At 43.5% G+C, this 23,537-nt stretch carries 15 protein-coding genes; 8 read left to right on the top strand and 7 right to left on the bottom strand.

Translation table 11 applies throughout. The annotated features are described in order from the left end of the window. Nucleotides 1-26 precede the first annotated feature (26 nt). The 3 genes from K339_RS0105190 (at nucleotide 27) to K339_RS0105180 (ending at nucleotide 3,526) form a co-directional block, all read left to right on the top strand. The gene (locus tag K339_RS0105190; protein ID WP_028522672.1) at nucleotides 27-389 is read left to right on the top strand and encodes a winged helix-turn-helix transcriptional regulator; all 363 of its coding nucleotides are present in this window, start codon (nucleotides 27-29) and stop codon (nucleotides 387-389) included. Nucleotides 390-500: 111 nt separating this feature from the next. Further along, on the top strand, nucleotides 501-1,274 hold the full coding sequence (locus K339_RS0105185; RefSeq protein WP_028522671.1) for an NIPSNAP family protein: 774 nt from the start codon (nucleotides 501-503) through the stop codon (nucleotides 1,272-1,274). Between the two features lie 128 nt (nucleotides 1,275-1,402). Continuing rightward, nucleotides 1,403-3,526 (top strand): T9SS type B sorting domain-containing protein, encoded by a 2,124-nt coding sequence (locus tag K339_RS0105180; RefSeq protein ID WP_028522670.1) that lies wholly within the window; start codon nucleotides 1,403-1,405, stop codon nucleotides 3,524-3,526. 4 nt (nucleotides 3,527-3,530) lie between these two features. On the opposite strand, the gene K339_RS0105175 is transcribed toward K339_RS0105180, so the two are convergent. Both K339_RS0105175 and K339_RS0105170 read right to left on the bottom strand, forming a co-directional pair. Beyond that, nucleotides 3,531-4,130, bottom strand: a complete 600-nt coding sequence (locus tag K339_RS0105175; RefSeq protein ID WP_051397816.1) for a Uma2 family endonuclease — start codon at nucleotides 4,128-4,130, stop codon at nucleotides 3,531-3,533. Between the two features lie 126 nt (nucleotides 4,131-4,256). Next, complete coding sequence (locus K339_RS0105170; RefSeq protein ID WP_028522668.1) at nucleotides 4,257-5,543, bottom strand: acetyl-CoA hydrolase/transferase family protein; 1,287 nt, start codon at nucleotides 5,541-5,543, stop codon at nucleotides 4,257-4,259. 214 nt (nucleotides 5,544-5,757) lie between these two features. Here K339_RS0105170 and K339_RS0105165 point away from each other — a divergent pair, with 214 nt between their 5' ends. From K339_RS0105165 to K339_RS0105155, 3 genes are all read left to right on the top strand, one after another. Next, complete coding sequence (locus K339_RS0105165; RefSeq protein ID WP_028522667.1) at nucleotides 5,758-8,112, top strand: prolyl oligopeptidase family serine peptidase; 2,355 nt, start codon at nucleotides 5,758-5,760, stop codon at nucleotides 8,110-8,112. A gap of 248 nt (nucleotides 8,113-8,360) precedes the next feature. Continuing rightward, nucleotides 8,361-9,551 (top strand): DUF4062 domain-containing protein, encoded by a 1,191-nt coding sequence (locus K339_RS35745; RefSeq protein ID WP_051397815.1) that lies wholly within the window; start codon nucleotides 8,361-8,363, stop codon nucleotides 9,549-9,551. Between the two features lies 1 nt (nucleotide 9,552). Beyond that, entirely contained in the window at nucleotides 9,553-10,113 is a 561-nt protein-coding gene (locus tag K339_RS0105155; RefSeq protein ID WP_028522666.1) for a hypothetical protein, read from the top strand. 1,102 nt (nucleotides 10,114-11,215) lie between these two features. Here the strand turns inward: K339_RS0105155 and K339_RS0105145 are convergent. Further along, a complete protein-coding gene (locus K339_RS0105145) occupies nucleotides 11,216-12,028 on the bottom strand; it encodes an Rpn family recombination-promoting nuclease/putative transposase (RefSeq protein ID WP_037299262.1) in 813 nt (270 codons plus the stop codon). A gap of 243 nt (nucleotides 12,029-12,271) precedes the next feature. Here K339_RS0105145 and K339_RS0105140 point away from each other — a divergent pair, with 243 nt between their 5' ends. Beyond that, nucleotides 12,272-14,149, top strand: coding sequence for a CocE/NonD family hydrolase (locus tag K339_RS0105140; protein WP_028522663.1), 1,878 nt, complete (start codon nucleotides 12,272-12,274; stop codon nucleotides 14,147-14,149). A 4-nt stretch (nucleotides 14,150-14,153) separates the two neighbouring features. After that, on the top strand, nucleotides 14,154-14,714 hold the full coding sequence (locus K339_RS0105135) for a pyridoxamine 5'-phosphate oxidase family protein (protein ID WP_028522662.1): 561 nt from the start codon (nucleotides 14,154-14,156) through the stop codon (nucleotides 14,712-14,714). 59 nt (nucleotides 14,715-14,773) lie between these two features. Here the strand turns inward: K339_RS0105135 and K339_RS0105130 are convergent, their stop codons facing one another. The 4 genes from K339_RS0105130 to K339_RS0105115 form a co-directional block, all read right to left on the bottom strand. After that, a complete protein-coding gene (locus K339_RS0105130) occupies nucleotides 14,774-17,479 on the bottom strand; it encodes a c-type cytochrome (protein WP_028522661.1) in 2,706 nt (901 codons plus the stop codon). 178 nt (nucleotides 17,480-17,657) lie between these two features. Next, the gene (locus K339_RS0105125; protein ID WP_028522660.1) at nucleotides 17,658-19,169 is read right to left on the bottom strand and encodes a RagB/SusD family nutrient uptake outer membrane protein; all 1,512 of its coding nucleotides are present in this window, start codon (nucleotides 19,167-19,169) and stop codon (nucleotides 17,658-17,660) included. Between the two features lie 31 nt (nucleotides 19,170-19,200). After that, a complete protein-coding gene (locus K339_RS0105120; protein ID WP_028522659.1) occupies nucleotides 19,201-22,299 on the bottom strand; it encodes a SusC/RagA family TonB-linked outer membrane protein in 3,099 nt (1,032 codons plus the stop codon). A 283-nt stretch (nucleotides 22,300-22,582) separates the two neighbouring features. Then, nucleotides 22,583-23,521 (bottom strand): sugar ABC transporter substrate-binding protein, encoded by a 939-nt coding sequence (locus K339_RS0105115; RefSeq protein WP_028522658.1) that lies wholly within the window; start codon nucleotides 23,519-23,521, stop codon nucleotides 22,583-22,585. Between the last annotated feature and the right edge of the window lie 16 nt (nucleotides 23,522-23,537).

Genomic DNA, 23,537 nt, shown 5'->3' with positions numbered 1-23,537 from the left:
TGGCTTTTGCTAATAAAAAATGAGTCATGGCGGAACGTAAACTAAATTCGACCAATTACCAAAACCAAGTTTTTCTGGAGGAAAAATGTGCGCTCAACGAACTGATTCACTTGTTAAGTAAACGCTGGTTGACGGAAGTAATGTTCAGTATCGAAGAGGGAAATGTTCGTTTTTCGAGCATCAAAGAAGACCTTAAATACATCAGCGACAATGTGTTGGCCGACCGATTGAAATTGCTTGAAAAATATAAATTGATTGTCCGCACGGAGTTTGCCAAAGAGTCGCCTACACGGGTGGAGTACGCCCTCACTCAGACGGGAGAGACGTTGAGCGAATGGTTGGGCGTACTGTGCAATTTTGCCGAAAATGACATGGATTTTTCGGCTTAGTGCGGGGATGCTTAGAAAATTGTGAGTACATAAAAAGCATAAGTGCTATTGATTGGGGTGTAGAAGGAACGTTATTTTGAGCTTTCAAAATCACCTAATCGTTCATGTAAAATGTTTAAATCACTTATTGCATTTTTGACGCTTTTGCTCATTGGATTTACGGCCAATGCCAAGCGCGATTTTTACCAAATTAAAGTATATCATTTAAAAACCGAAGAGCAGGAAAGAAAAGTAGATGATTTCCTGAAACAAGCTTATTTGCCTGCGCTTCACCGCCTTGGGATTGCGCATGTGGGTGTGTTTAAGCCCATTCCCAATCCCGAAAAACCTGCCGACGAAAAGCTGATTTATGTGTTTATTCCGTTTAAGTCGCAAGATGATTTTTTCAAACTAGAACAAAAATTAGCCGCCGACAAAGCCTATTGGGCCGACGGAAAAACGTATTTGGATGCGGTTTATACTGAGCCGCCGTACGACCGTATCGAAACCATTTTGTTAACGGCGTTTGAGAAGAATCCGCGCTACAATTTGCCTCAGTTGAAATCGCCGATGAAAGAGCGGGTGTACGAGCTTCGCAGCTATGAGGGACACACGGAAAAAATCTCAAAAAATAAGATTAAGATGTTCAACGACGGCGACGAAGTGGGGCTGTTTAAACGCTTAAATTTCAACGCGGTATTTTACGGTGAAGTAGTAGCAGGAAGCCGTATGCCGAATCTTATGTACCTCACAACGTTCGAAAATCGCCCCGACCGCGACGCGCATTGGAAGTCGTTTAGTGCGGATGAATACTGGAAAAAACTTTCGGCGATGCCTGAGTATCAAAAGAATGTGTCAAAAAATGACCAACGCCTTTTGTATCCTACCGATTATTCGGATATTTAGTCGATAACTGAGAGTCGGGTTGTGAGCAACCTGACTCTCAGCTGTTTCAAAAACCCCCAATTCGTTACACTAAAATTTTCTCTCAAACGTTTTAAAATGAAGGTATCACTTCTTTTGAAACGTTTGGTATGAAAAAACGATTACGTGAGTTGGTGTTGTGCAGCTTGGTGTTTTCTACACCTTATTGGGCTTTTGCTATCCATATCGTTGGGGGAAATTTTGGGATGAAATCGTTGCCTCAAAGAGGTTTTTATCAAATCAATTTGACGCTTTTTTTTGATGTAGAAGGCAGTGCCGCTATTTCGAATGCCGAGACAACCGCCAGTTGCAGTATTCGTTCGATTGCCGATGGACGTATTGTTCAAAATTTTACCATGACGCGTCAACGGTTTGAGCCTTTAGCGTATAAAAATGCTGTCTGTGTGCAACAAGGCAAATTACGAACGGCTACGGGTTATTTCTCCCAAGAACTTTTTTTAGATCCTGCCATCTATAATCAACCACAAGGGTATTTGCTTGTTTTTACCAATTGCTGTCGTAATCAAGCGATTTCTAACATTCAAAATCCCATTATTTCTGAAGGGGTAATCACGTTACAATTTCCTGCTATTACGCAAAATGGAGCGGAATTTCGCAATTCTTCTCCCGATTTTGGACTTCCAAATGGGGACTATATCTGTATCAATAAGCCTTTTGATTTTAATTCGATGGCGACCGATGCCGATGGTGACGAACTGCGTTATTCGATGGTCACTCCTTACGGAAAAATAGACATAAACAATAGTTTTCAGGAGGTACGATGGGCGGCGGGCTTGGGTTTATCCAACGTGATTCCTGGGCCACGGCCTCCCGTAGTTAACCCTCGAACGGGCCTGATGTCACTGACGGCCAATCGGCCAGGCATTTATGTTTTTACTATTTTGGTAGAGGAATACCGAGCTGGAAAACGAATCGGTTTTGTTCGGCGCGATTTTCAACTGCCAGTGGTTGACTGTCAGCGTAGTACCCTTCCTGAGCCTCCTGTTTATACTTCTACTGCCCCCAATCAAGTGGTGCAAGAGTTGGAGCTGTGCGAAGGGGCTTCGGTCACGTTAGCCACTGCGGAGAAAAGTGATTATGCGTACCAATGGCAAAGAGACAATGTCAACTTGACGGGAGCCAATTCGACTTCGTTGCTTGTCACTCAGCCTGGAGATTATCGTGTTATTGTCAGCTCGGCCCTTGTGTGTGCAGGAGATACCAATTCGTTGATTGTGAAGGTAAAAAAAGCGCCTTCTCCCACCATCCGACTCAGTCCGACGGATACATTGCGTTTATGTGCGGCTGAAAACGGTGAATTGCGCGTAACGGAGTCGGCCAATTATCAATACAAATGGTCCAGGAATGGAGAAGTGGTTGAAGAACAGGAAAAGTCAACCTTAAATGTCCAATCGGGGGGTACGTATATTGTTCAGGTTACTACCCAACTTCGACCCAATTGCCCTGTCTCTGCTTGGGATACCGTGCAGGTGGTCACGGCGGCAATCGTTACTTTTGATTCCTTGGGTAAAGTATGTTTTAGCGATTCGGGAGTGGTTCCGTTGCGGGTATCTCCTGCGGGAGGTGTTTTTGTCGGAAAAGGGGTGGAGGCAAACAGCGTGAAGGTCAAAGACGCTGGGGTAGGAGTACATACGGTAAGCTACGAGCTCAAAGATCCTGCCACGGGCTGTATTGGCAAGCAGACCCGTTCGTTGGTGGTGTTGCCCCTTCCCGAAATCAACCTTGCGACCTCTCAAAACGTTGCTCTGGGTGAAAATGTTACGCTAAACCCTCAAACGAAAGACCCAATGAATGAACAATTTCAATGGTCTCCTGCGGAAGGGCTGGATGACCCTTTTTCTCCAACACCTATCGCTTCGGTTCAACAAAATATGACTTATACGCTTCGAGTGACCGATAAAAACGGATGTTTCAATCAGGCAGCAATTAGGCTTGTTTCCTCTAACCTAATCCTAATTCCCGATGCGTTTTCTCCCAATGGCGATGGCGTAAATGACCACTTGGAAATAAAAAAGAATGGCGATTTTCCCAGCCTTGAACTGTTTATTTACAATCGGTGGGGCGAGTTATTGTTTCATGAAAAAGATGCCTACCAAAATTCGTGGGACGGCACCTACCGCGAGAAGCGTGTTCAGGCAGGCGCCTATAGTTATGTCATTCAAAACTTGGAAAAGGGGGTGAAGCAAGCAGGGCGACTTTGGGTGCTGTATTGATTTTTCAAAAATCAATATGTTCGTAAACTTCATCCAAATGCAACGTGATCCCTAACGAACGAATCGACAAGAGCCCATCCGTACCCTGCGCTGCCGTTTTTTGCCATGTGTTTTCTTCCAATTGATACCAAGATTCAACCAGGGGAGTATGTTGCTCAACGACGATGTATTCTTTGAGCGAAGGAAGTCGCTGGTACAACATAAATTTTTCGCCTCGGTCGTAGTTTTGAGTGCTTTTCGATAGGACTTCCACGATGACAAAGGGATTGACAATGATGTCCTCGCGGCCGTTCCAAAACTCAGGCTTTTCACAAATAACCAGAGCATCAGGGTAAACAGTCGTGTCTTCTGAATCGATTCGAATCTTTTGATCGCTATTCAAAACAAGATATTTCTGCCTTAATCCACGAACAGCTATTTTTAAGGCGGTGGTAATATTGGTGGAAATTTGATTGTGTAGAAGGGTTGCGCCAGCCATAGGTATAATTAAGCCTTTATAAAACTCATTCTTGCTTTTTGCTCGTTCTTCAATACGGAGGTATTCTTCGTGTGTATAAAGTTTATTGGAGCGTGGTTTACGTAAAATTCCTGTAATTAAGACCATACTATTTGGCGTTTTTGACAAAGTTATAAAAAAATCACCCAAGGTGCTTTCAATTAGTTGGTGATTTTGTTGTGAGGATGAATCGTGTTGTGAGCAACCCGATTCACCAGTTCCTGACTCGCTAATTTACAATGCCTTAAAACGCTCAAAACAGGCTTTTTCGAGTTCCTCGCGGTCGTCGGGGTGGGCAATGTTGATGAGGGCTTTGGCCCGTTGACGAAGGTTTTTGCCAAACAAATAGGCCGAGCCGTATTCCGTAATGATGTAGTGAGCATGGGCGCGGGTCGTGACCACGCCAGCCCCTTGTTTGAGGAAAGGCACAATGCGCGATACGCCTTTTTGAGTCCGTGATGGCAGTGCAATAATCGGTTTCCCGCCCTGGCTCAACGCTGCTCCTCGCATAAAATCCATTTGTCCACCCACGCCCGAATACTGGTAAGTACCGATGGAATCGGAACAAATTTGGCCCGTTACATCCACTTCCACGGCGCTGTTGATGGCGACTACTTTGGGGTTTTGTTTGATGATGTGCGGGTCGTTGACAAAATCAATGTCTAAAAATGAAAACGCAGGGTTATCACTGACGTAATCGTACAACCGCTTGGTACCCAAGGCAAAACCCGTGACGGTTTTGTTGGGGCTGATGACCTTACACTTATTGTTGATGACGTCTTTATCAAACAAATCAATCAGGCCGTCGCTGAACATTTCGGTGTGTACTCCGAGGTTTTTATGATTGTACAAACATTGCAGCACCGCGTTGGGAATGGAGCCAATGCCCATTTGGAGCGTGCTACCATCGTCGATCAATTCGGCCACGTATCGGCCAATTTGCTGGTCCACTTCCGAGACCGCCCCCCCAAATTTACCTTCGTGCAAGGCGTCTTCGCAATAGACCATGGCGTGAAAACGGCTGGCATGAATCATCCCGTCGCCGTGGGTGCGGGGCACGTTGGGGTTGACTTGGGCAATGACGTAGCGGGCATTGTTGACAGCCGAGCGGGCAATGTCAACCGATACTCCCAACGAACAATACCCGTGCTGGTCGGGTACCGAAACGTGGACAATGGCCACATCGACGGGTAGAATTTTTTGGTTGAATAACTCAGGAATTTCGCTCAAAAAAACGGGTACATAATCAGCTCGACCTTCGTTGACAGCTTTGCGAATACTTTCCGAAACAAACAACGAATTGATGTGAAAATGCCCTTCAAATTCGGGTTTATCCACGTACACATCGCCATAAACGGTAATTGACACAATTTCTACGTCGTGCAGCCGAGGGGCTTCTTGGGCAAGGTGACGAAGCAAATACGTTGGAGTTTGGGCGCTTCCGTGGACAAATACACGGTGGCCAGATTGAATGCAAGAAAGGGCTTCTTGGGGCGAGACGTAACTAATTTTAGGTCGCAAGGTGTGAGTGAGTTGGTTCTTGGAACAATGCTAATTACCTATCGTTGCTAAAAAAATGATGTTGGTCAGAACTACTCTTTCCAAAGCCGTTTTTCTACTTTTTATCTACGCAAAGCCCAAGTAGGTCATCATTTTGTAAAAGAATGGGTAATTTTTGTTTGTTTTGGTAATTTAACGTCCCTATTCAAACACTAACTCTTCATCTTATAACTCTATGAGCCAAATTTTCCGCGCATTGTCACTTTGTTGCGCTGTTGTGGTGAGTTCATCTTCGTTGTTTGCCCAAAAACTCGCCCCCCTTTCCGTTGAAAAAATCATGCGCGACCCCAAATGGATGGGCGTAGCACCTACCAATCCAGTGTGGAGCGAGGACGGAAGTAAAGTTTACTTTAGCTGGAATCCCGACAAGGCTACCAGCGATTCGTTGTACGTCTATGAAGTCGCTTCAAAACAAACCCGTAAAGTGACGCCCCAAGAGCGCCGCGCTTTGCCAGGCCAATTTGGAGGAGCGTACAATCGAGCATTTACCCAAAAATTATATGCCAAAAATGGTGATTTGTTTTGGTTGGATATTAAAACAAACCAAACGCGTCAGTTGACCAATACCGTTGAAAATGAGTCGGGTGTAACATTTAGTGGTGACGAAACAAAAGCCGTTTTTCGTCGTGGATTAAATCTTTTTGCGCTGACGTTGGCTACGGGAGAGTTGACCCAATTGACCAATTTTCAAGCAGGAAACAAACGCCCCGAAGCCGTCGCAGGTGAGCAAGAAAAATGGTTGAAAGCGGATCAATTGGCGATGTTTGATATTTTGAAAGAACGCTCAGATAAGAAAAAAGAAGGCGATAAAATAGCCAAAGCCGATTTGCCCAAGCGTCCGAAGGATATTTATACGGGTGAAGCGCAAGTTGATAACGTGACGTTGTCGCCCAAAGGTGATTTTGTGACGTATCGTTCGGTAAAAGCTGCCACTGGCACCAAGCCGACAATTGTGCCCAACTACGTGACGGAATCAGGTTTTACGGAAGACATTCCCGCGCGCACAAAAGTAGGGGTAGCACAGCCTACGTCGCAGTTGTTTGTTTATAACATTGCCCGCGATACGGTCTTGGAAGTATCGACCAAAGACCTGACGGGCATCAACGACAAACCCGATTATTTGAAAGATTACAAACAAGATACCACCAAAGCGAAAAAGCCTGCGGCGCGTAAAGTGAATTTTATGAGCTTGTCGTGGTCAGAAGATGGTAAATATGCGGTAGTGATGGTGCGTGCGCAAGACAACAAAGACCGCTGGATTGCGCTACTAGACCCTGCAACGGCTAAATTAAAAACCCTCGACCGCGTTCGCGATGAAGCGTGGGTGGGTGGCCCAGGAAGTTTTTGGTTGAATTGGATTGATAATGAGACGATTGTGTTTCATTCGGAAGCGAATACTGGTTACTCACATTTGTACAGCGTAAACGTAGCCAATGGCACTCGCAAAGCCTTAACTGCGGGGAAATTTGAGGTGCAGCAAGCACAACTCTCTCGCGATAAAAAGTCGATTTACCTTACTTCAAACGAGGTTCACCCAGGCGAGCAGCATTTCTATAAAATGTCAGTAGCGGGAGGCGAGCGTACAGCGTTGACTAAAATGACGGGAAGTAACGACGCGACGCTTTCACCCGATGAATCAAAACTTTTGATTCGTTATTCGTCGAGTACGCAGCCTTGGGAACTGTATTTGCAAGATAATCAGGCCAATGCGACGCCGAACAAAATCACCAACTCTACATCGGAAGAGTTTCGCAGCTACGCGTGGCGCGAGCCCCAAATTATTACGGTAAAAGCCACCGACGGCACGGACGTATATGCGCGTTTGTACGTTCCTAAAAAGAAAAACGGGGCGGCTGTGGTGTTTGTCCACGGGGCAGGGTACTTGCAAAACGCCCACAAATGGTGGAGTCAGTATTTTAGAGAGTATATGTTCCACAACTTGTTGGTGGACATGGGCTACACGGTGCTTGACATGGACTACCGCGCTTCGGCAGGCTACGGTCGCGACGTGCGTACGGGTATTTACCGCTTTATGGGCGGGAAAGACCTTGACGACAACGTGGACGGGGCAAAGTACTTGGTAGAAAAGCACGGCATCAATCCCAAACGTATTGGGATTTACGGTGGCTCGTACGGGGGCTTTATTACGTTGATGGCGATGTTTACCAAACCTGGCGTATTTGCGGCGGGAGCGGCTCTGCGCCCCGTGACGGACTGGGCGGCTTATAATCATGGTTACACGGCCAACATCCTCAACGAACCCCAAACGGACTCGTTAGCGTACCGCCGCAGCTCACCGATTTACCACGCGGCAGGCTTGCAGGGACATTTGTTGATTTGCCATGGGATGGTCGATGTGAACGTACACATCCAAGACTCGTATCGCTTGGTACAACGCCTCATTGAGTTGAAAAAAGACAACTGGGAAATGGCCGCTTATCCGATGGAAGACCACGGTTTTGTAGAAGCCTCAAGCTGGACCGACGAGTACAAACGTATTTTGAAGTTGTTCCAAGAAAAGCTGAGATAGCCCTTTTTACCACTTGATAAAATCTTTGGCAGATTTATGGCTTTTTAGTTGTAAATCTGCTGTTTTTTTGTTTGGTTGGTGGAAGTTTTCGGTAACTTGCTTTTGGAAGCGGGAATTGGGTTTTTGTGGTTGTTGCTTTGCGGTAAGTTGTTGATTGTTAGGTGTTAATGGTGAAGTTGCATTTCGTTTAATAACACGTTGGAAATAAGAAAATATTATTTATATTTTGTAAAATAATGGCTTAACCCATGGAAAAAAGATTACAAGTTTTTGTTAGTTCTACATTTAATGACCTCAAGGACGAGAGGGAGGATATAATGAAAACCCTCTTAAAACTTAAATGTTTACCTGCTGGAATGGAGTTTTTCCCAGCGACAGGGGAAAGTCAATTAGAATATATCTTACCAATTATAGATGAAAGTGATATTTATATTATAATTATAGCAGGAAAGTATGGTTCAATTAGCGGTGATGGTTTAAGTTATACAGAAACAGAATTTGATTATGCGGTGAAAAAGAAAAAACCGATTTTAGCATTCATACATCAAAATGTTTTGAAATTAACTGGTGACAAGTTAGAAACAGATTCTCTTAAAAGGAAAAAGCTATTAAAATTTATTGAAAAAGTTAAAACTGGAAGGATTGTGAATTTTTGGAATAGTAAATCGGATTTAGTTAATCAGGTAACAACGTCATTAAGTATTTCATTACAAAACTCATCTTCGTTAGGATGGGTAAGATTTAGTGATGTTACAAATGAATATGAAAAGAGAGAGAAAGCTGTTGATTTTGATGAAGTAAAAGACATAAAAGAAAAAGTGATATATTACAAGATGCTTAAATTAGAATCAATAGAAGAAAATCCATCAGTTTTATATGAAAAGCATATTAAAAGAATTAACAAAAAAATTAAAATATTCAGTGAATATATTTCTATTAGAATTATAAAATTTGACAAATTTACTTCTAATTTTAAAGGAAGAGATAGAACAAATGGAGATGCTATTGAAGTACACTCACTTTCACCTTTTCACATTAATATTGATGATGGTGACTTTAGGTCAAACCTTATAGAACCTGTAATTGCAGGGCCAACAGATGCTTATGTTACTTTAAATCATTGCTATAATGGATTTAAAGTTGGTGATTTTGATTTGGGTCTAAAGGCTGAGAAAAATATAGAAAATGCAAGATTAGTGCTAGACTTTAGTTCTATTCCCAATTTTAATAAATTTTTTCCAAATCCACCTAAACTTTTTTACAATAGATTTATTTATGATAATGAAAGTGAAGGAGAGAAGTTAGTTGATTTTGAATTGGCTGATTTTGAAATATTCTCGAGCGGATTTTTTGTTGCGAAGGTAAAGAGAATGAGGAAAAATGAAGCGCTAAGATTTGAATTATTAAATGATTTAGAAACAAGTTCAAATGTGTCATAATATGAAAAGCTATATATTTGGTTATGGTTCTTTGGTAAATTTAGTAAGTGCTTCAAGAACACTAAAACGAGATTTGTCAAACAAGGACGTTTATATTGCAAAATTGAATCAATATCAACGTAATTGGTTTCTTTGGGATAATGTATATTCTGAGCAATTACAAAATCAGGTAAAAGGTGTATTTTTAAACATATCTTATTCAAAAAATGATTATTTAAATGGCTTAATCTTTGAGATTTCCGATGAAGAATTAGACTATTTTAAACTTAGAGAAAAAAACTATAATTGTGTAAATGTTACAGAACTAGTGGAAATAGAAAATTTTAATTTAAACGAAAAGTGTAAAATATTAACTTTTGCTGGTAAAAAAGATTATTTATTAGATGTAGATTTTGAAAATGCCTATATCTTTGAAAGATACATTGAAATTGTACATACTGGAGTAGCACAATTTGGAAAAGTTTTTCAAGAGGAATTTGAAAAGACAACAATTCAAAGTAAGATTCCCCAAATTCCTGGTTCATATATTTTTATTGATAAGCAACAGCAAACAGCAAGGTAGTCTTTATTTGTTCAATTTTTTGAATTTGTTTAATAAATTGTTTGGTAGAAAAAAAAGGTCGATTTGCAACCAATTAATAAGTTTAAATGAACCATATCGGGCAAAAAAACCTTCTCAAGGGTGAGGGTACTTGCGACGGCAAATCAGAGTATTGCTTGTATCATTACTTTTCAGAAATTGGCTTTATTCCCTTTGCTAATTGGCGTGAGAGTACGGTCTTAGATGACAATAATTTGGGGCTTTGGTGCATGGTTCGAATAACATAGAAATTTGACAAGGTATAGTTCTAAAGAACGAGGCTTTTTCTAGTCAAACTAGATTATTTTGGATAATTTAGCTTCATTTACTGTTGTATATACTTTATAATATATTGTATTTTACCCTTGTTAAGTGTCCATGCAACAAAGTTGGTTGAACTCATTAAAATAAAGAACTGCGATTCATTGCTCCAGAGGAGCTACATCTTAGTAGTAACAATAAATTAGACTTTCCCCAAAGCCCCATCGGGGTGACATCTTTCACCAAGTGTGGGTCACCTCGATGGGGTGTTTATTTGCCTTTTTCTACTAAGATTTCACCTCTCCGAGGCTCTTTTGTTTTTAATGCGTTTAACCTGAGCGACTCTGGATTTATGGGTTTCCAAACCAAAGCCTAACTAATTTGTAGCGTTTTCTCTTCCGTGGTCTGTAAAACCCCTGTAGTCTCGTATCTCCACAGGCAATTTAAGAATTTGAACAAAAGTTTTCAGGGGTTCAAAGTAGCCTCGGTAGAGGCGAAACATTTGTAGTAGCAGGAGTTTTTTTTAATTATTGCTTCGGAGAAGCATAACAATACAACAAGTTATGCTTCTCCGAAGCAATAAGATTCGAACTTGATGGACGACTCTCTACTCTCTACAAAGGTTATGCTTCCGCACAGGCGGCCTTGTCCGAAGCAATACAAACTACTAATACCCTAAACTTATTCGTAGCTATTTGGTATTAAATAGTGTGTTTGCACCACGGTAAGTACCAAATCCGCTTTTGTATTCTTTCAAACAAGCGGTTTTAGACCTCTACGAGGTGACAAAGCCTAAGCATCCGAGAGGTGCAATCGTCGTCAATTAAAGCTCTTCGATTTCTTCTTTGGATAAGCCCGTTGCTTCGATAATTTGTTCAAGTGGAAATGACATTGATAACATTTTTTTTGCAACTTTCTTGACGCCATCTAATTCTGCGGTTTTTACGACTTCTTTTACTTCAATATACGTTAACAAACTTTCTTGATATTCAGCATATTGAGAGGCCGTCATGTTGGCTATTTCGGCAATTCTGAAAGCTTTTTCAAAGATAGGTTCTTTCAAAATAGAGGGTATTTCATCAAAACCTTCTAGCTTTTTTAGGAAGTAAATCCATTTATCAAAATGAGTTTCCAGCTCATTTTCCTCTTTTGTAAAGAGTGGCATCTGCAAAAACTTGAAATTCAATTTGTCATAGAAGACATCGCCATCCTGATCTTTCAGCTTTACACTTCTGAGAAACTTCTGTTTTTCTTCTTGTTCATCGTACTGAAAATCCAAAATAGCAATCATGTAAATAGGAGTTAGGCGAAAATCCCACTCACCTCTTTTGGCCTGCTCACGGATGGGAAAAGTAGAATAAAAAAGTGAGCGGTCTTTGAAGAAGTTTACTTTAGCTTTTTGCATTTCCACAATGATTTTCTCACCACTTTGGGTTTGGCAATGAATATCAAAAATAGCTTTGCGTTCATGAATTAGTTCGGCAAAACTCTCTACATTGCGAAAATTCAAATTTGTAATTTGGTGTTTTGGGGGTAGTAGTTGGTTTAAAAAATCAATCAATAAATCTTTGTTGGCATCTTCCCCGAATAATTTTTTAAAGCCAAAATCGGTATAAGGGTTGATATATTTAGACATACTAGGCGGATTTTTTATGCAATTTACACCTTTTTCTGCTCAAACTCTCTGTAAAGCAATCATCTACCAACGGGTTGTGTAATACATAGCCAAAGCAATAGCCTCCGCAAGCCACAAGCTTCGTCGGTGTTAAAAATTATTCCTCAACTTCCGTTTTGGTGGCTTTCTTGGGCGTTAAAAATGGGCTTGCTTTGGCTTTTAAAGCATTGACGTACCATTTTTTTCTATCACCAAACTAATCACATGAGAAAACTCAGTTATCTTCTCGTTGTCACGCTCCTTGTTTCGCTTGGCGCTAGAGCGCAGGACGACATCTTAAAAAAACTCGAAGCCATTGCGGTCATCGACCAAAAAGTAATGATGCCCATGCGCGATGGCGTTCGGCTGGCTACCGATATTTATCGACCAAAAGGTGACAAACCTGTCCCCATTATTTTCTCCCGAACGCCTTACAATTTCAACTCATGGGGGAATGGCGAAATGCGTACGGGAAACTACCAAGCGGCCTACGAAGCCGTGCGGAGAGGGTATGCGTATGTGGTTCAGAATGAGCGCGGTCGGTTCTTTTCGGAAGGGACGTGGGATATTTTAGGTACGCCACTGACGGACGGGTATGATGCCTTTGAGTGGATGTCGAAACAGCCCTGGAGCAACGGTAAAATCGGGACGCTTGGTTGTTCCTCTACGGCCGAGTGGCAAATGGCCGTGGCCTCTCTCGACCACCCCGCGCACGCGGCTATGATTCCGCAGGGATACGGGGCTGGCGTAGGTAAAGTAGGGGAGTTTTGGGAACAGGGCAACTGGTACCGTGGCGGAGCGCAACAAATGTTGTTCACGGCTTGGTTGTACGGCACTCAAAACGACGTGATTCGCCCCGAATTTCCCAAAAATGCTACCCAAGAGCAGTTGGTACGCGTATCGCGGTATTTTGATTTGGCGACCGAAATGCCTCCCGTCGATTGGTCGAAAGCCTTGCGCCATTTACCCGTGACGGATATCATCAAAAATGTAAACGGACAAGACGGGGTTTACGAAAAGATGATTCGCCGCAAACCCAATGACCCTGAGTGGTTTAAGGGAGGACTGTATCACGATAACATGCCGTTCAATAAGCCAAGTTATTGGTTTGTGTCGTGGTACGATGTGTCGTCGAGTCCTAATTTGGCGTTGTTTAACCACGTTCGCAAAAATGCCAAAAACAAACAAGTTGCTGATAATCAGTTTTTAGTGATTGCGCCTACGCTTCACTGTGCCTATAAACGGGCGACCGAAAATACCGTGGTAGGCGAACGTAGCGTGGGCGATGCGCGTCTGGATTATGACAGCATGACATACGGTTGGTTTGACCTACATTTGAAAGGAGAAGCCAATGGTTTTGCGGAAAAAACACCGCGCGTTAAGTATTACACCATGGGGTCGAACAAATGGCAATCGTCGGAGACGTGGCCGCCTGCCAATGCCGAAATGACGACTTATTATTTGAACAGTGGGGGACGGGCCAACAGCCTACACGGTGACGGAAAATTGACGACTCAGCCATTGACCAAAGACGATAAAATGGATTCATTCACCTACGACCCCGCGTATCCTGTGCCTTCGTACGGGGGTAACGTGTGCTGTACGGGCAATGCCGTTCAGGGTGGTTCGTTTGACCAGCACCAAATGGAATCGCGGAATGATATTTTGGTCTATACCACCGAACCTTTCAAAGACGGCGTAGAAGTGACGGGTTCCATCGAAACGACGCTGTACGTGTCGTCGGACGCGAAGGATACCGATTTTACGGTAAAAGTCCTAGATGTATATCCCGATGGCAAAGCGTATAATTTGGACGAAACTATTTTGCGGGCGCGCTACCGCGAAGGGTTTGACAAGGAAGTGATGATGGAAAAAGGCAAAGTTTATAAACTGACCCTCAGCCCGATGTCCACGTCTAACTATTTTGCGCCAGGCCACAGCATTCGGATTGAAATTTCGAGCAGTAATTTCCCTCGTTTTGAACGAAATTTGAATACAGGTGGTAATAATTATGATGAGAAACAAGGAGTAGTGGCGCATAACCAAATTCACCATTCGACCTTGTATCCGTCACAAATCCGTTTACCAATTGTAAAAAAATAACAGCGTGGGAAAGTTTTATCCAAAAATCGAAGAAGCGCACCGGGCGTTTGTCGATAAACAGCATCTATTTTTTGTGGCTACGGCTCCGAGTAGTACAGAAGGCCACGTCAACCTTTCGCCAAAGGGAGTGGATAGTTTCAGAATCCTATCCGACACCGAGGTGGGGTACATGGACTTGATTGGGAGCGGAAACGAAACGTCGGCCCATACCCTCGAAAACGGGCGAATTACGTTCATGTTTTGCTCGTTTGACAAGGTGCCCAATATTTTGCGCTTCTACGGTCGCGGAAAAGTAGTGTTACCTCACACGCCTGAATGGGAAAAGTACGCCCCTCAGTTTACAACGTATTCAAGTACGCGTCAGCTCATCATTGCCGAAATCAACTTGGTGCAAACCTCCTGTGGGTTTGGCATTCCGTTGTTTGACTACGTGGGTGAGCGTTCGATTCACTTCGATTGGGCTGAGAAAAAAGGTGAAGAGGGATTACGTGACTACGTGGGAGAAAAGAATTTGATTAGCCTCGACGGCCTTCCCACGCACTGGGAGCAGGAGTTGGGGAAATAGCAAAAAAGAAAGGGAGGCTTTTTGCCTCCCTTTCTTTTTAAGCAGTAGTGAATTGACGATTACTTATCACCTTTCTGAGTATCCCCTGACTTTGGAGCGAAAACGGCGTTTTTCTCGTTTCCACCGGCCATCAAGTAGGCCATCAAGTCTTTTAGCTCTTCTTCGTTCAAGCTATTGATCAAGTTTCCAAACATGATAGACACTGGAGAATATTTGTGCGAAGCGACGTTTTTCTTGAGCAACTTCATTGTCTTCTCAGGCTCATACGGGTTTTGCGACACGTAGTAAGCTGTAGCATCTTCGTTGGTCAAACGGCCAACTACTGATTGACCATTTTTGAGGGTAAAGTGCGTTGCCGCGTATTGGTCAGAAATGCTCTTACTTGGGTCGATAATCGCCTCTAACATATCTTTGGTAGAGAAACGCGTACCCAATTGTGTCAAATCTGGCCCGATACTTCCACCGTCTCCGCGCATACTATGGCAACGGTTACAAGTGATGGCCTCGTACATGTTTTTACCGTTTTCAAAGTTACGGCCTGTCAATTTACCCTCTACTGCTGCCACAGAATTATCAAGTTTCCATTGGCGGCCTGGACCTTTTGGATAAGTTACTTTCGCAATGTCGTTTCCATTTTTGCTCAACAACTCACCACCTGAAAGCTTATCGTAGTAGGCAAATTTACCTTCTGGTACGTTTTTCAACGCCATTTTACGAGCGCGATCGATAAAACCAACGTAACTACGACCACCTTTGTAGCTAAATGCTTTATTGAACCACTTGAAATACTTTTCGTGAAGTTCTGGCGTCCAACCGTTTTTAGCTACGCTCAACATCGTTGCATAGAAAGTTTGTTGTGCAGGAGGCATACTTTTCAACATGTCAGCAATGTCTAAGCCATATTGTGGATTACGCATAATCAACTCAGCCGATGCTGTAGCTGTTTCGCCACCAGCAGTAAGGTTGGTAGGTTGTTCTTTTGCTTCAAGCAATGCGAGGGTCTTAGCTACTACGCCAGGCGCATCTAGTGTGACGAGTACCTTGCTAAGTCCACGGTTAATATCAGCATTAGTTGAAGGATAAAACGGATTAAAATACTTGTTAACCAGTGCCGTAGTAGCGGCATCAGGGTTGCCCATACGAAGCAAAACAAGTTCAACAGCGCGTAACAAATCAACTTGTTGAGATTCGGTCAAACCTTTGAAATTGATACCTGTAAGTCCTTTGAGAATTGCATTTTTTTGTTCTGCCTTCCCAAGTCTTGCCAAGGCAATCGAAGCATTGATAAGCGAAATAGGGTCTTTCTCGCTAAGGGCGCGGTCTTGCCATTCAGCTACGGGTTGGTTTTCGATAGCAACGCGAGCGGCATAACGAATATGGCGATCGGGGTGTTTCAAGTAAGGCCAAGCAGTAGCTACTGCGCTAGGATTGACCGTAGCGTGGAAGCGCTCTAAGCTTCTTCTCAATTCGTTGTCTTTATTAATTGGCGTCGCAGCAACAGGGGCGGTACTTTCACTTCCTTCATAATATACACGGTACAAGTCAGATTCAAGACGGCGACCGCCAGTAAGGAAGTACAAAGCGCCATCTGGTCCGATTGCCCCGTCGGTCAGTGGAAGAGGAATACCCGATAAAAACTCTTCGCGTTCACCTGCGTAAGTAGAGCCTGATGGCTTGAGGTGAATGGCGTGCATGATCCCAAAGCTCCAGTCGAAGGCCAACAACGTTTTTTTGTATTTGGCAGGAAACTTAGCATCTTTCAAATGAATAAGGTTGGTAGGAGAGCCTTGTCCGATGTTAACAATCGCAGGGAGGTTATCAGGCCACGTAGCTGACCATTTTGCTGTACCTGTTCTCCATCCAAATTCTAAGCCGCTGGTTACGTGCGCAATACGCGTAGGGCGGTACCAAGGCAAACCAAAATCCCATTCCATATCCGAATCGTATGTAAACAAATCACCCACTTCATTAAAGGCAATATCATAGGGGTTACGGAAGCCTGATGCAATCATTTCCCATTTTTTTCCATCTGGGTCAATGTTGGCAATCCATCCTGCAGGTACTTTAGGCTCGGCATCGTGGCCACGGGGGTCTTTGATCATCGGCAACAAGTTGTCGTCTTGCCAAACAGCAGGGAGTCGGTACTTATCCATGGCAGGAGGCTGTGTAAAGTTTCCTGCTACAATATAAATAGACTGCTTGTCGGGTGACAAAATGATGCTGTGAGGCCCGTGTTCACCTTCACCTTTAAATTCTTTTATGGTTGCAACTTTGTCAAATTGCTCGTCACCATCGGTGTCAAACAAACGATACAAGCCACTTCCTCGGGAGAATTTGGCATTGCTGCGGTTGTTAATCATGACGTACAAACTATTGAAAGCATACAACAACCCTTGGGCATATCCCATACCGACAGTATCAGTCGTCATTGCTTTAGGGATAGTAAGTTTCTCCACCGTTGGGGCAGAACTTCCTGAGCCAATAGCGGGGATTTTTAATCGAAATAATCCACCATATTGGTCAGAAACAATCATTCGACCTTTGTCGTCAAAAGTCATAGATACCCAAGAACCCTGCTTATTGTCGGAAGGGCTGTACAAGTGTTCTGCTTTGAAACCAGGTTGAAGACGGAGTTTCTCCACCTTCGGGTTGTCGCGGCCGTTGACAGCGGGCTCCGTTTTGTTGAGGATTGTAAAAGACGCCGCTAGTGTAAACAGGGCGGAAGCCACTAGAAATGCGCGGATAGAGCGGTGTTTAGTGAACATAGGAATAGGAATATGGATACAAATTTAAGTTCAACGTTCTAATGGGTGGAATCGTAATTGTACTGTAAAAGAGAGTTTAATATCTTATTTTACCTTAGTCTTTGAAAAAAAGGCTACGTAGCCCTCCATGAATCAAAAAACTTCGAGCCGACTGCGGCAATCGGCTCGAAGGAATTGGTTAGAAATTAGGACTTAAATCTGCCTCAGCAGCTGGTAGTCCGTAGTATGGGGTTATGATGGTAAACGCATCGGCTGGAACGAAACCTTCCACAGGGAAATAGTAACGTGCTTTGTTGGCTTTTACGCGGTCGCCGTATGCTTTAATAACGGTTTCCAAACGACCTGTGCGAACTAAGTCGAATAGGCGCTTAGATTCAAAAGCTAGTTCTACGCGGCGCTCTTGATAGACTGCATCACGAAGAGCTGCTTGGGTAGTAGCCGTCGTATTAGCCAAACCAGCCCGTGTACGTACTTGATTGAGGAATGGAGTTGCATCGGCAAGTTTATTTTGCTCAATCAACGCTTCCGCCAAGAACAATAATACTTCTGAATAGCGATAAATTGGCCAGTTCATCCCGTGGTTGTTGTGCAAAGCGTGTGGTCTTGCATACTTCTTGATGTACGGGAAAGTTTTATCAGCATGTAAAGCTCCGCTTAAAGTAATCATTCCAATTGTGGCTTCTTTGCGCTTATCGCTTGCTTCGTAAGCTTCAATCAAATCAGGGGTTGGAATATTATTGCCTTCTCCTGATAATGGTTGCGCATTACTTGTACCTGTAATGGTAACGAGTTCGTTAGCGGCGATTGGGTAAGGAACCATGTTATACAAAAAGTTACCATTAAGCCCAGCCGAACCTTCCAAATACTGTACTTCAAAAACTGATTCTTTGGTGTTTTTGTTACCTGTACTGGTTGAGAAAGCATCCGCATAATTAGGCATCAAACTGTATTCATTACTTGAAACAATGGCACGAAGTTGGGTTTCAGCATCTGTCCACTTTTTCTGAATCATATACACGTTTGCTAACAACGCACGTGCCGAGCCTGATGTTGCACGGCCTGCTTCTTGGGCTGATTTGGCGGGAAGTAAACCAACAGCATCGGTCGCATCTTTGATGATTTGAGCATACAATTGATCTCCAGTAGCAAGTGCAGCAGCAGCCTCCGAACGATTGCCTACTGGGGTAAGTTGTAAAGGGGCACGGTTGAAATAACGCGCCAAATCCAAATACCCTAAAGCTCTTAGAAACAGGGCTTGTCCTTTTACGTTCTTTTTGGTGGCATCTGGGATGGTAGAGGCATCAATCAAGGCCAATACCTGATTCGCCCGCGCAATCATCAAAAAGTTTTGACGATAGGCCGTCAATACGTTACCGTTGGTAGTAACACCATTGGCCGTCGGTACGTTAAAGTCTGCCAAGTTCGACTGGTTTTCGGTAGCTCCAAAGAGTACGTTACGCACATACCGCGCATTGTCAGAATGCTGCTCTGTCAGTAAGTGAGATGTGATATTGTGTATCGTACGCAAAGGAACATAAGCCGCATTGACAGCTTGGATAAAGTCAGATTCTGTCTTGAAAAAAGTGGCCGAACTAAGGGCGGTTTCGGGCGTTACGGTAAGAAATTCGTCGGTGTTGCAACTAAAAGCACCCAAGCTTAACGCAATAGAAAATATGATGGATTTTTTCATGTCATTCAGTGATTTTGGTTAAACCGTTGGTTTAGAAGTTAAAGTTGATACCAATGGTTGATGTACGTGGAACAGGGTAGTTGAACAAGTCAACACCTGGGCTCAGGTTACCACCGTCGCCGCCACCATCTGTTTGGGCACTGGTTTCAGGGTTAGAACCACCCCAGTACTTCGTAAACACTACTGCTTGTTGGATAGAAGCATAGATACGTGCCGAACGGAACACTTTGTTTGGCTTGTTGATGGTGTAACCAACCGTGATGTTTTTGATGGTAAAGAAAGACGCATCAGCCACAAAACGGCTATTTTGCCAGTCACGTTCGATACCCGTCACTGTACCACCACCTACGGTTGTTCCGTAGAACCCTTTGCCAGGGTTAGCTTCTGAGCGCCAACGGTATTTAACTTCTTCGTGTAGGTTAAATACCCCATCAAGGTTAGCAGTGCTGTACAAGTGACGAACCCATAGTTGGTTGCCTTGTGAACCTGAACCTACCACACTGAAATCAAAGTCTCCGTACGTTAAATTAGTGGTAACTCCGTAGGTAAATGTTGGGAATGGATTACCCAAAATGGTACGGTCGTCTTTGTCGCCACCGTTGGTAATTACACCATCACCGTTGATGTCAACCAATTTGATGGTTCCTACGAAAGAACGTCCAGGAACGATAGGAGAGTTTTTGAGGTCTTCTGCATTCTGATAAACACCATTTGCTTGGTGGCCGTAGAATTGACCAAAAGGATAACCAACGCGAGTGATGTGGTGCAGACCATACACACGGTCAATACCATCAGCCAAGGCAAGTACTTTGTTACGGTTGAAAGAAATGTTACCATTTACGTTCCACTTGAGCTTGCTTGTGCTAAGAATACGCGTGTTAAGCGAGATTTCATGGCCCCAAAACTTAATCTCACCAATGTTGTCATTGAAGTTGCCAAAGCCTGATTCCTGTGGAATCTGAACGGCATACAACAAGTTGGTTGTATTTTTGGTATAGTAGTCGTAGGTTAATTGGAAGCGGTCGTTAAGGAAACCAATGTCAAATCCTAAGTCGATTTGGCGGGTTGTTTCCCATCCAAGATTGGCATTAGCAAGTGATGTTACCGCTGCACCTGGGGCTACGTTGCTTCCAAAAACTGCGTTTACGGTGTTGTTGATAAGGGCATACTGTGTGTAGTTACCAATGTTGTTGTTACCTGTTACACCGATACTTGCTCTTACTTTAGCAAACGAGATTTTGTCGAAATTTTTCATGAAATCTTCATCCGAAACAACCCATCCTGCTGATAATGATGGGAAAGTACCCCAGCGGTTGTTTGAACCAAAACGAGAAGAACCATCGCGACGAATAGAAGCAGTGAAGAGGTATTTGCCTTTGTAGTTATAAGTCAGACGTGAAAGCAATGAAGTAAGTCTCCATTCTTGTACGTTGCTGTTGGTACCACCACGTGCGATGTTGATTGCTCCTTGGATTGTTGGAAGGCGGTCGTCCGAGTAAGTGTCGGCTTGGATACGGCTCGACTCACTGCGGAAGCTTTGGTTGGTATAACCTGCCAAAAGTTCAAAGTTGTGGTCGTTGAATGACTTAGAATAAGTAGCCAAGTTTTCGTTCAACCAGCCAAAGTTATCTGTGGATTGACGAATCGAAACGGCCGTTACAGGTACGGCAGTGTTGATGGCACTCGTTGCAGTAGATGGGTTGAAGAAGAAGAACTTCTGATTAAGCAATTCTACGTTCATCGACGACTTCAACGTCAAGCCTTTGATAGGGCTGTACGAAATGTAGGCGTTAGAAAGTATGTTGGTTTGTTTTGTTTCGTTCTTCAACTCATACGCTGCACGAACCCAGTTTGGATATGCAAAGATGTTACCTGTGCTAGATGGGAAACGATTGAAGAGTGGTAGCTCTCCTTTCTCATCATAAATAGGCATGATTGGCCACGTGTGAATGGCGTTGAACAAAATACCAGTACCACGGTCACCATCCGTACGAGGAGTGTTATCAAAAACGTACTGAGGCGCAATATTCATCCCAATCGTTACTTTATCCGAAACCTTGTACTCGCTGTTCAAACGGAGTGAATAACGCTGATATTTGGTGTTTAATACAACCCCTTCTTGATTAAATACCCCAGCTACAAGCGATGTACTTACTTTGTCTTTGTTAGAAGTTAGGGTTAAATTGTAGCTTTGTACTGGTGCACGGCGGAGGAGGGCATCATACCAGTCGTTGTTTTTGCCTTCATATTGAGAAGGATTTTGGAATTCAACTGGCACTGGAAGTTTAGAGTCTTCGTAGTGTTCTTTCTTAAACTGAGCAAACTCAACGGCATCCATCATTGCAAAACGGCCTTTCTTAGGCACTACCTGCGTTCCTGTAAATACGTTGAAACTCACGTTTGTTTGTCCGCTTTTACCTCTTTTGGTCGTGATAAGCACTACCCCGTTGGCAGCCCGCGAACCGTACAATGAAGTCGAAGCCGCATCTTTCAAAATCGAAATGTCTTCAATTTCATCAGGGTTAAGTGCGCCAATATTTCCAGTGATAGGGAAACCATCAACGACATAAAGTGGGTCACTACCACCCGATACTGAAAGCTGTCCACGAATACGAATGTTCATCCCAACCCCAGGCTTACCCGTTGTTTGGTTGATTTGAACCCCCGCCACTTGTCCTTGGAGCTTCTGCCCAATCTGTGATACAGGTAAGTCTTTGATTTCTTTAGAAGAAATGGTTTGAACGGCTCCTGTTACTTCTTTTTTCGTTTGGCTACCGTATCCCACTACGACAACCTCACTCAGAATTTTGTCATTCGTTTCGAGTGTCACATTAATGGTGGCTTGTGAACCTACTGCCACTTCTTTGGTAAGGTACCCAATGTAGCTGAATACAAGGGTGGAGCCGTTGGGAACGTCAAGTTTGTAGTTTCCGTCGGCATCTGAGTTGGTACCACGGGTAGTACCTTTGATGGCGACGTTTACTCCAACAAGACTTTCTCCGTCTTTGGCAGAGATTTTTCCCTTGATGGCGTTTTGAGCAAATGAGCTGGTAGCTACAAGTAATAGTAAGGCAATGATGCCTACACACAAGTTGCCTCTACCCTGAAGTAGGATAAACTTTTTTTGCATGGTGTAAAAAATTAAGTGTTTATAAATAAATAGAATGGTATCAAGGCTTCAAATAATTCTATAAATCCCTGACATTATACAAATATGCTTTGTAGGGCTGAGAGAACTATCCTATGCAATCCTGTATCATTGGTATAAAAAAAGGGGATAAACCGATTTTGCATGGTTTTCCCCTTTTCTGATTTTATTAAATATGTATTTTTCAGTTAGTTACCAATTTTCAGCTATTGGTGTTGATTGAAAAAATGTGATTTTGTTTTTAAAAAATATTTCTTTTTCTGTACTATTTTAAGAACGTTTCTACGTTTTCCTTGGTCACGAGCTGAAAGGGAATTAAGGTTTGTTTCTCGAATTTTTCCCCTTTTACAATTTTAACAGCCGTTTCAAGGGCATTAGCACCTTGCTGTTCGGCGTTTTGGAATACAGTTGCGTTGAGCGTTCCTTTTTTGACGGCTTGTAGCGCGTCTGGAATGGCGTCAATACTGACCACAATTACTTTGTCTTTCATGCCAGCAGCCGTCAGGGCATTCACGGCACCCATACCCATTTCGTCGTTTTGGGCAAAAACCGCATTGACATTTGCCCCGTAGGACTGAATCCAGTTTTCCATGAGCGACATGGCCTTGGCGCGGTCCCATTCGGCCGTTTGGTGGGCAAGTAGTTTTAAATTAGGGTTCTTTTGCAGGATTTCGCGGGCGCCTTGTTCACGTTTGATTTGGGCGGCTTGTCCCATGTAGCCGTGCATCATCAGAATGTTGCCTTTTCCGCCGAGTTTTTCCGCAATAAAATTCATCGCAATCCGCGCCGATTCTACGTCGTCTGAGCCCACAAAGGCACTAGGGGCAGCACTGGTTTCTGAGTTGACATTGACAATGGGTATTTTGGCCGCCAATGCCTTGGTCACTGCGGGCGAACTGGCTTCTACTTCGCAAGGGTTCATGATAATGGCATCGACTTTCTGCGCAATGAAGCTTTCGACTTGCTCTACTTGTTTGAGGGCCGAGCGCTCGGCGTCAACGACAATGAGTTCAACGCCCATTTCTTGGGCTTTTTTCTCAATTTCGTCGCTTACTTTCACGATAAACTCATTTTGCATACTGAGCATCGTCACCCCAATCTTAATTTTTTTGTCTCCGCTGGCTTCTTTGTTGTCGCTGCTACCTTGCCCGCAACCTACCAATAATAATGCGCAAAGCGCCGAACCGATTAATGTACGTTTCATTTCTTTTATGTCAATT

Origin of the sequence: Runella limosa DSM 17973, from assembly GCF_000482465.1 — a bacterium.
Lineage (GTDB): Bacteria > Bacteroidota > Bacteroidia > Cytophagales > Spirosomataceae > Runella > Runella limosa.
The sequence above is the reverse complement of the archived record's forward strand: the minus strand, read 5'-3'. Positions and strand labels throughout refer to the sequence as shown.

Bases quoted from the DNA above. Each gene is read 5' to 3' on its own strand.
- K339_RS0105190 (WP_028522672.1), top strand. From the start codon at position 27: ATGGCGGAACGTAAACTAAATTCGACCAATTACCAAAACCAAGTTTTT.
- K339_RS0105185 (WP_028522671.1), top strand. From the start codon at position 501: ATGTTTAAATCACTTATTGCATTTTTGACGCTTTTGCTCATTGGATTT.
- K339_RS0105180 (WP_028522670.1), top strand. From the start codon at position 1,403: ATGAAAAAACGATTACGTGAGTTGGTGTTGTGCAGCTTGGTGTTTTCT.
- K339_RS0105175 (WP_051397816.1), bottom strand. From the start codon at position 4,130: ATGGTCTTAATTACAGGAATTTTACGTAAACCACGCTCCAATAAACTT.
- K339_RS0105165 (WP_028522667.1), top strand. From the start codon at position 5,758: ATGAGCCAAATTTTCCGCGCATTGTCACTTTGTTGCGCTGTTGTGGTG.
- K339_RS35745 (WP_051397815.1), top strand. From the start codon at position 8,361: ATGGAAAAAAGATTACAAGTTTTTGTTAGTTCTACATTTAATGACCTC.
- K339_RS0105155 (WP_028522666.1), top strand. From the start codon at position 9,553: ATGAAAAGCTATATATTTGGTTATGGTTCTTTGGTAAATTTAGTAAGT.
- K339_RS0105145 (WP_037299262.1), bottom strand. From the start codon at position 12,028: ATGTCTAAATATATCAACCCTTATACCGATTTTGGCTTTAAAAAATTA.
- K339_RS0105140 (WP_028522663.1), top strand. From the start codon at position 12,272: ATGAGAAAACTCAGTTATCTTCTCGTTGTCACGCTCCTTGTTTCGCTT.
- K339_RS0105130 (WP_028522661.1), bottom strand. From the start codon at position 17,479: ATGTTCACTAAACACCGCTCTATCCGCGCATTTCTAGTGGCTTCCGCC.
- K339_RS0105125 (WP_028522660.1), bottom strand. From the start codon at position 19,169: ATGAAAAAATCCATCATATTTTCTATTGCGTTAAGCTTGGGTGCTTTT.
- K339_RS0105120 (WP_028522659.1), bottom strand. From the start codon at position 22,299: ATGCAAAAAAAGTTTATCCTACTTCAGGGTAGAGGCAACTTGTGTGTA.
- K339_RS0105115 (WP_028522658.1), bottom strand. From the start codon at position 23,521: ATGAAACGTACATTAATCGGTTCGGCGCTTTGCGCATTATTATTGGTA.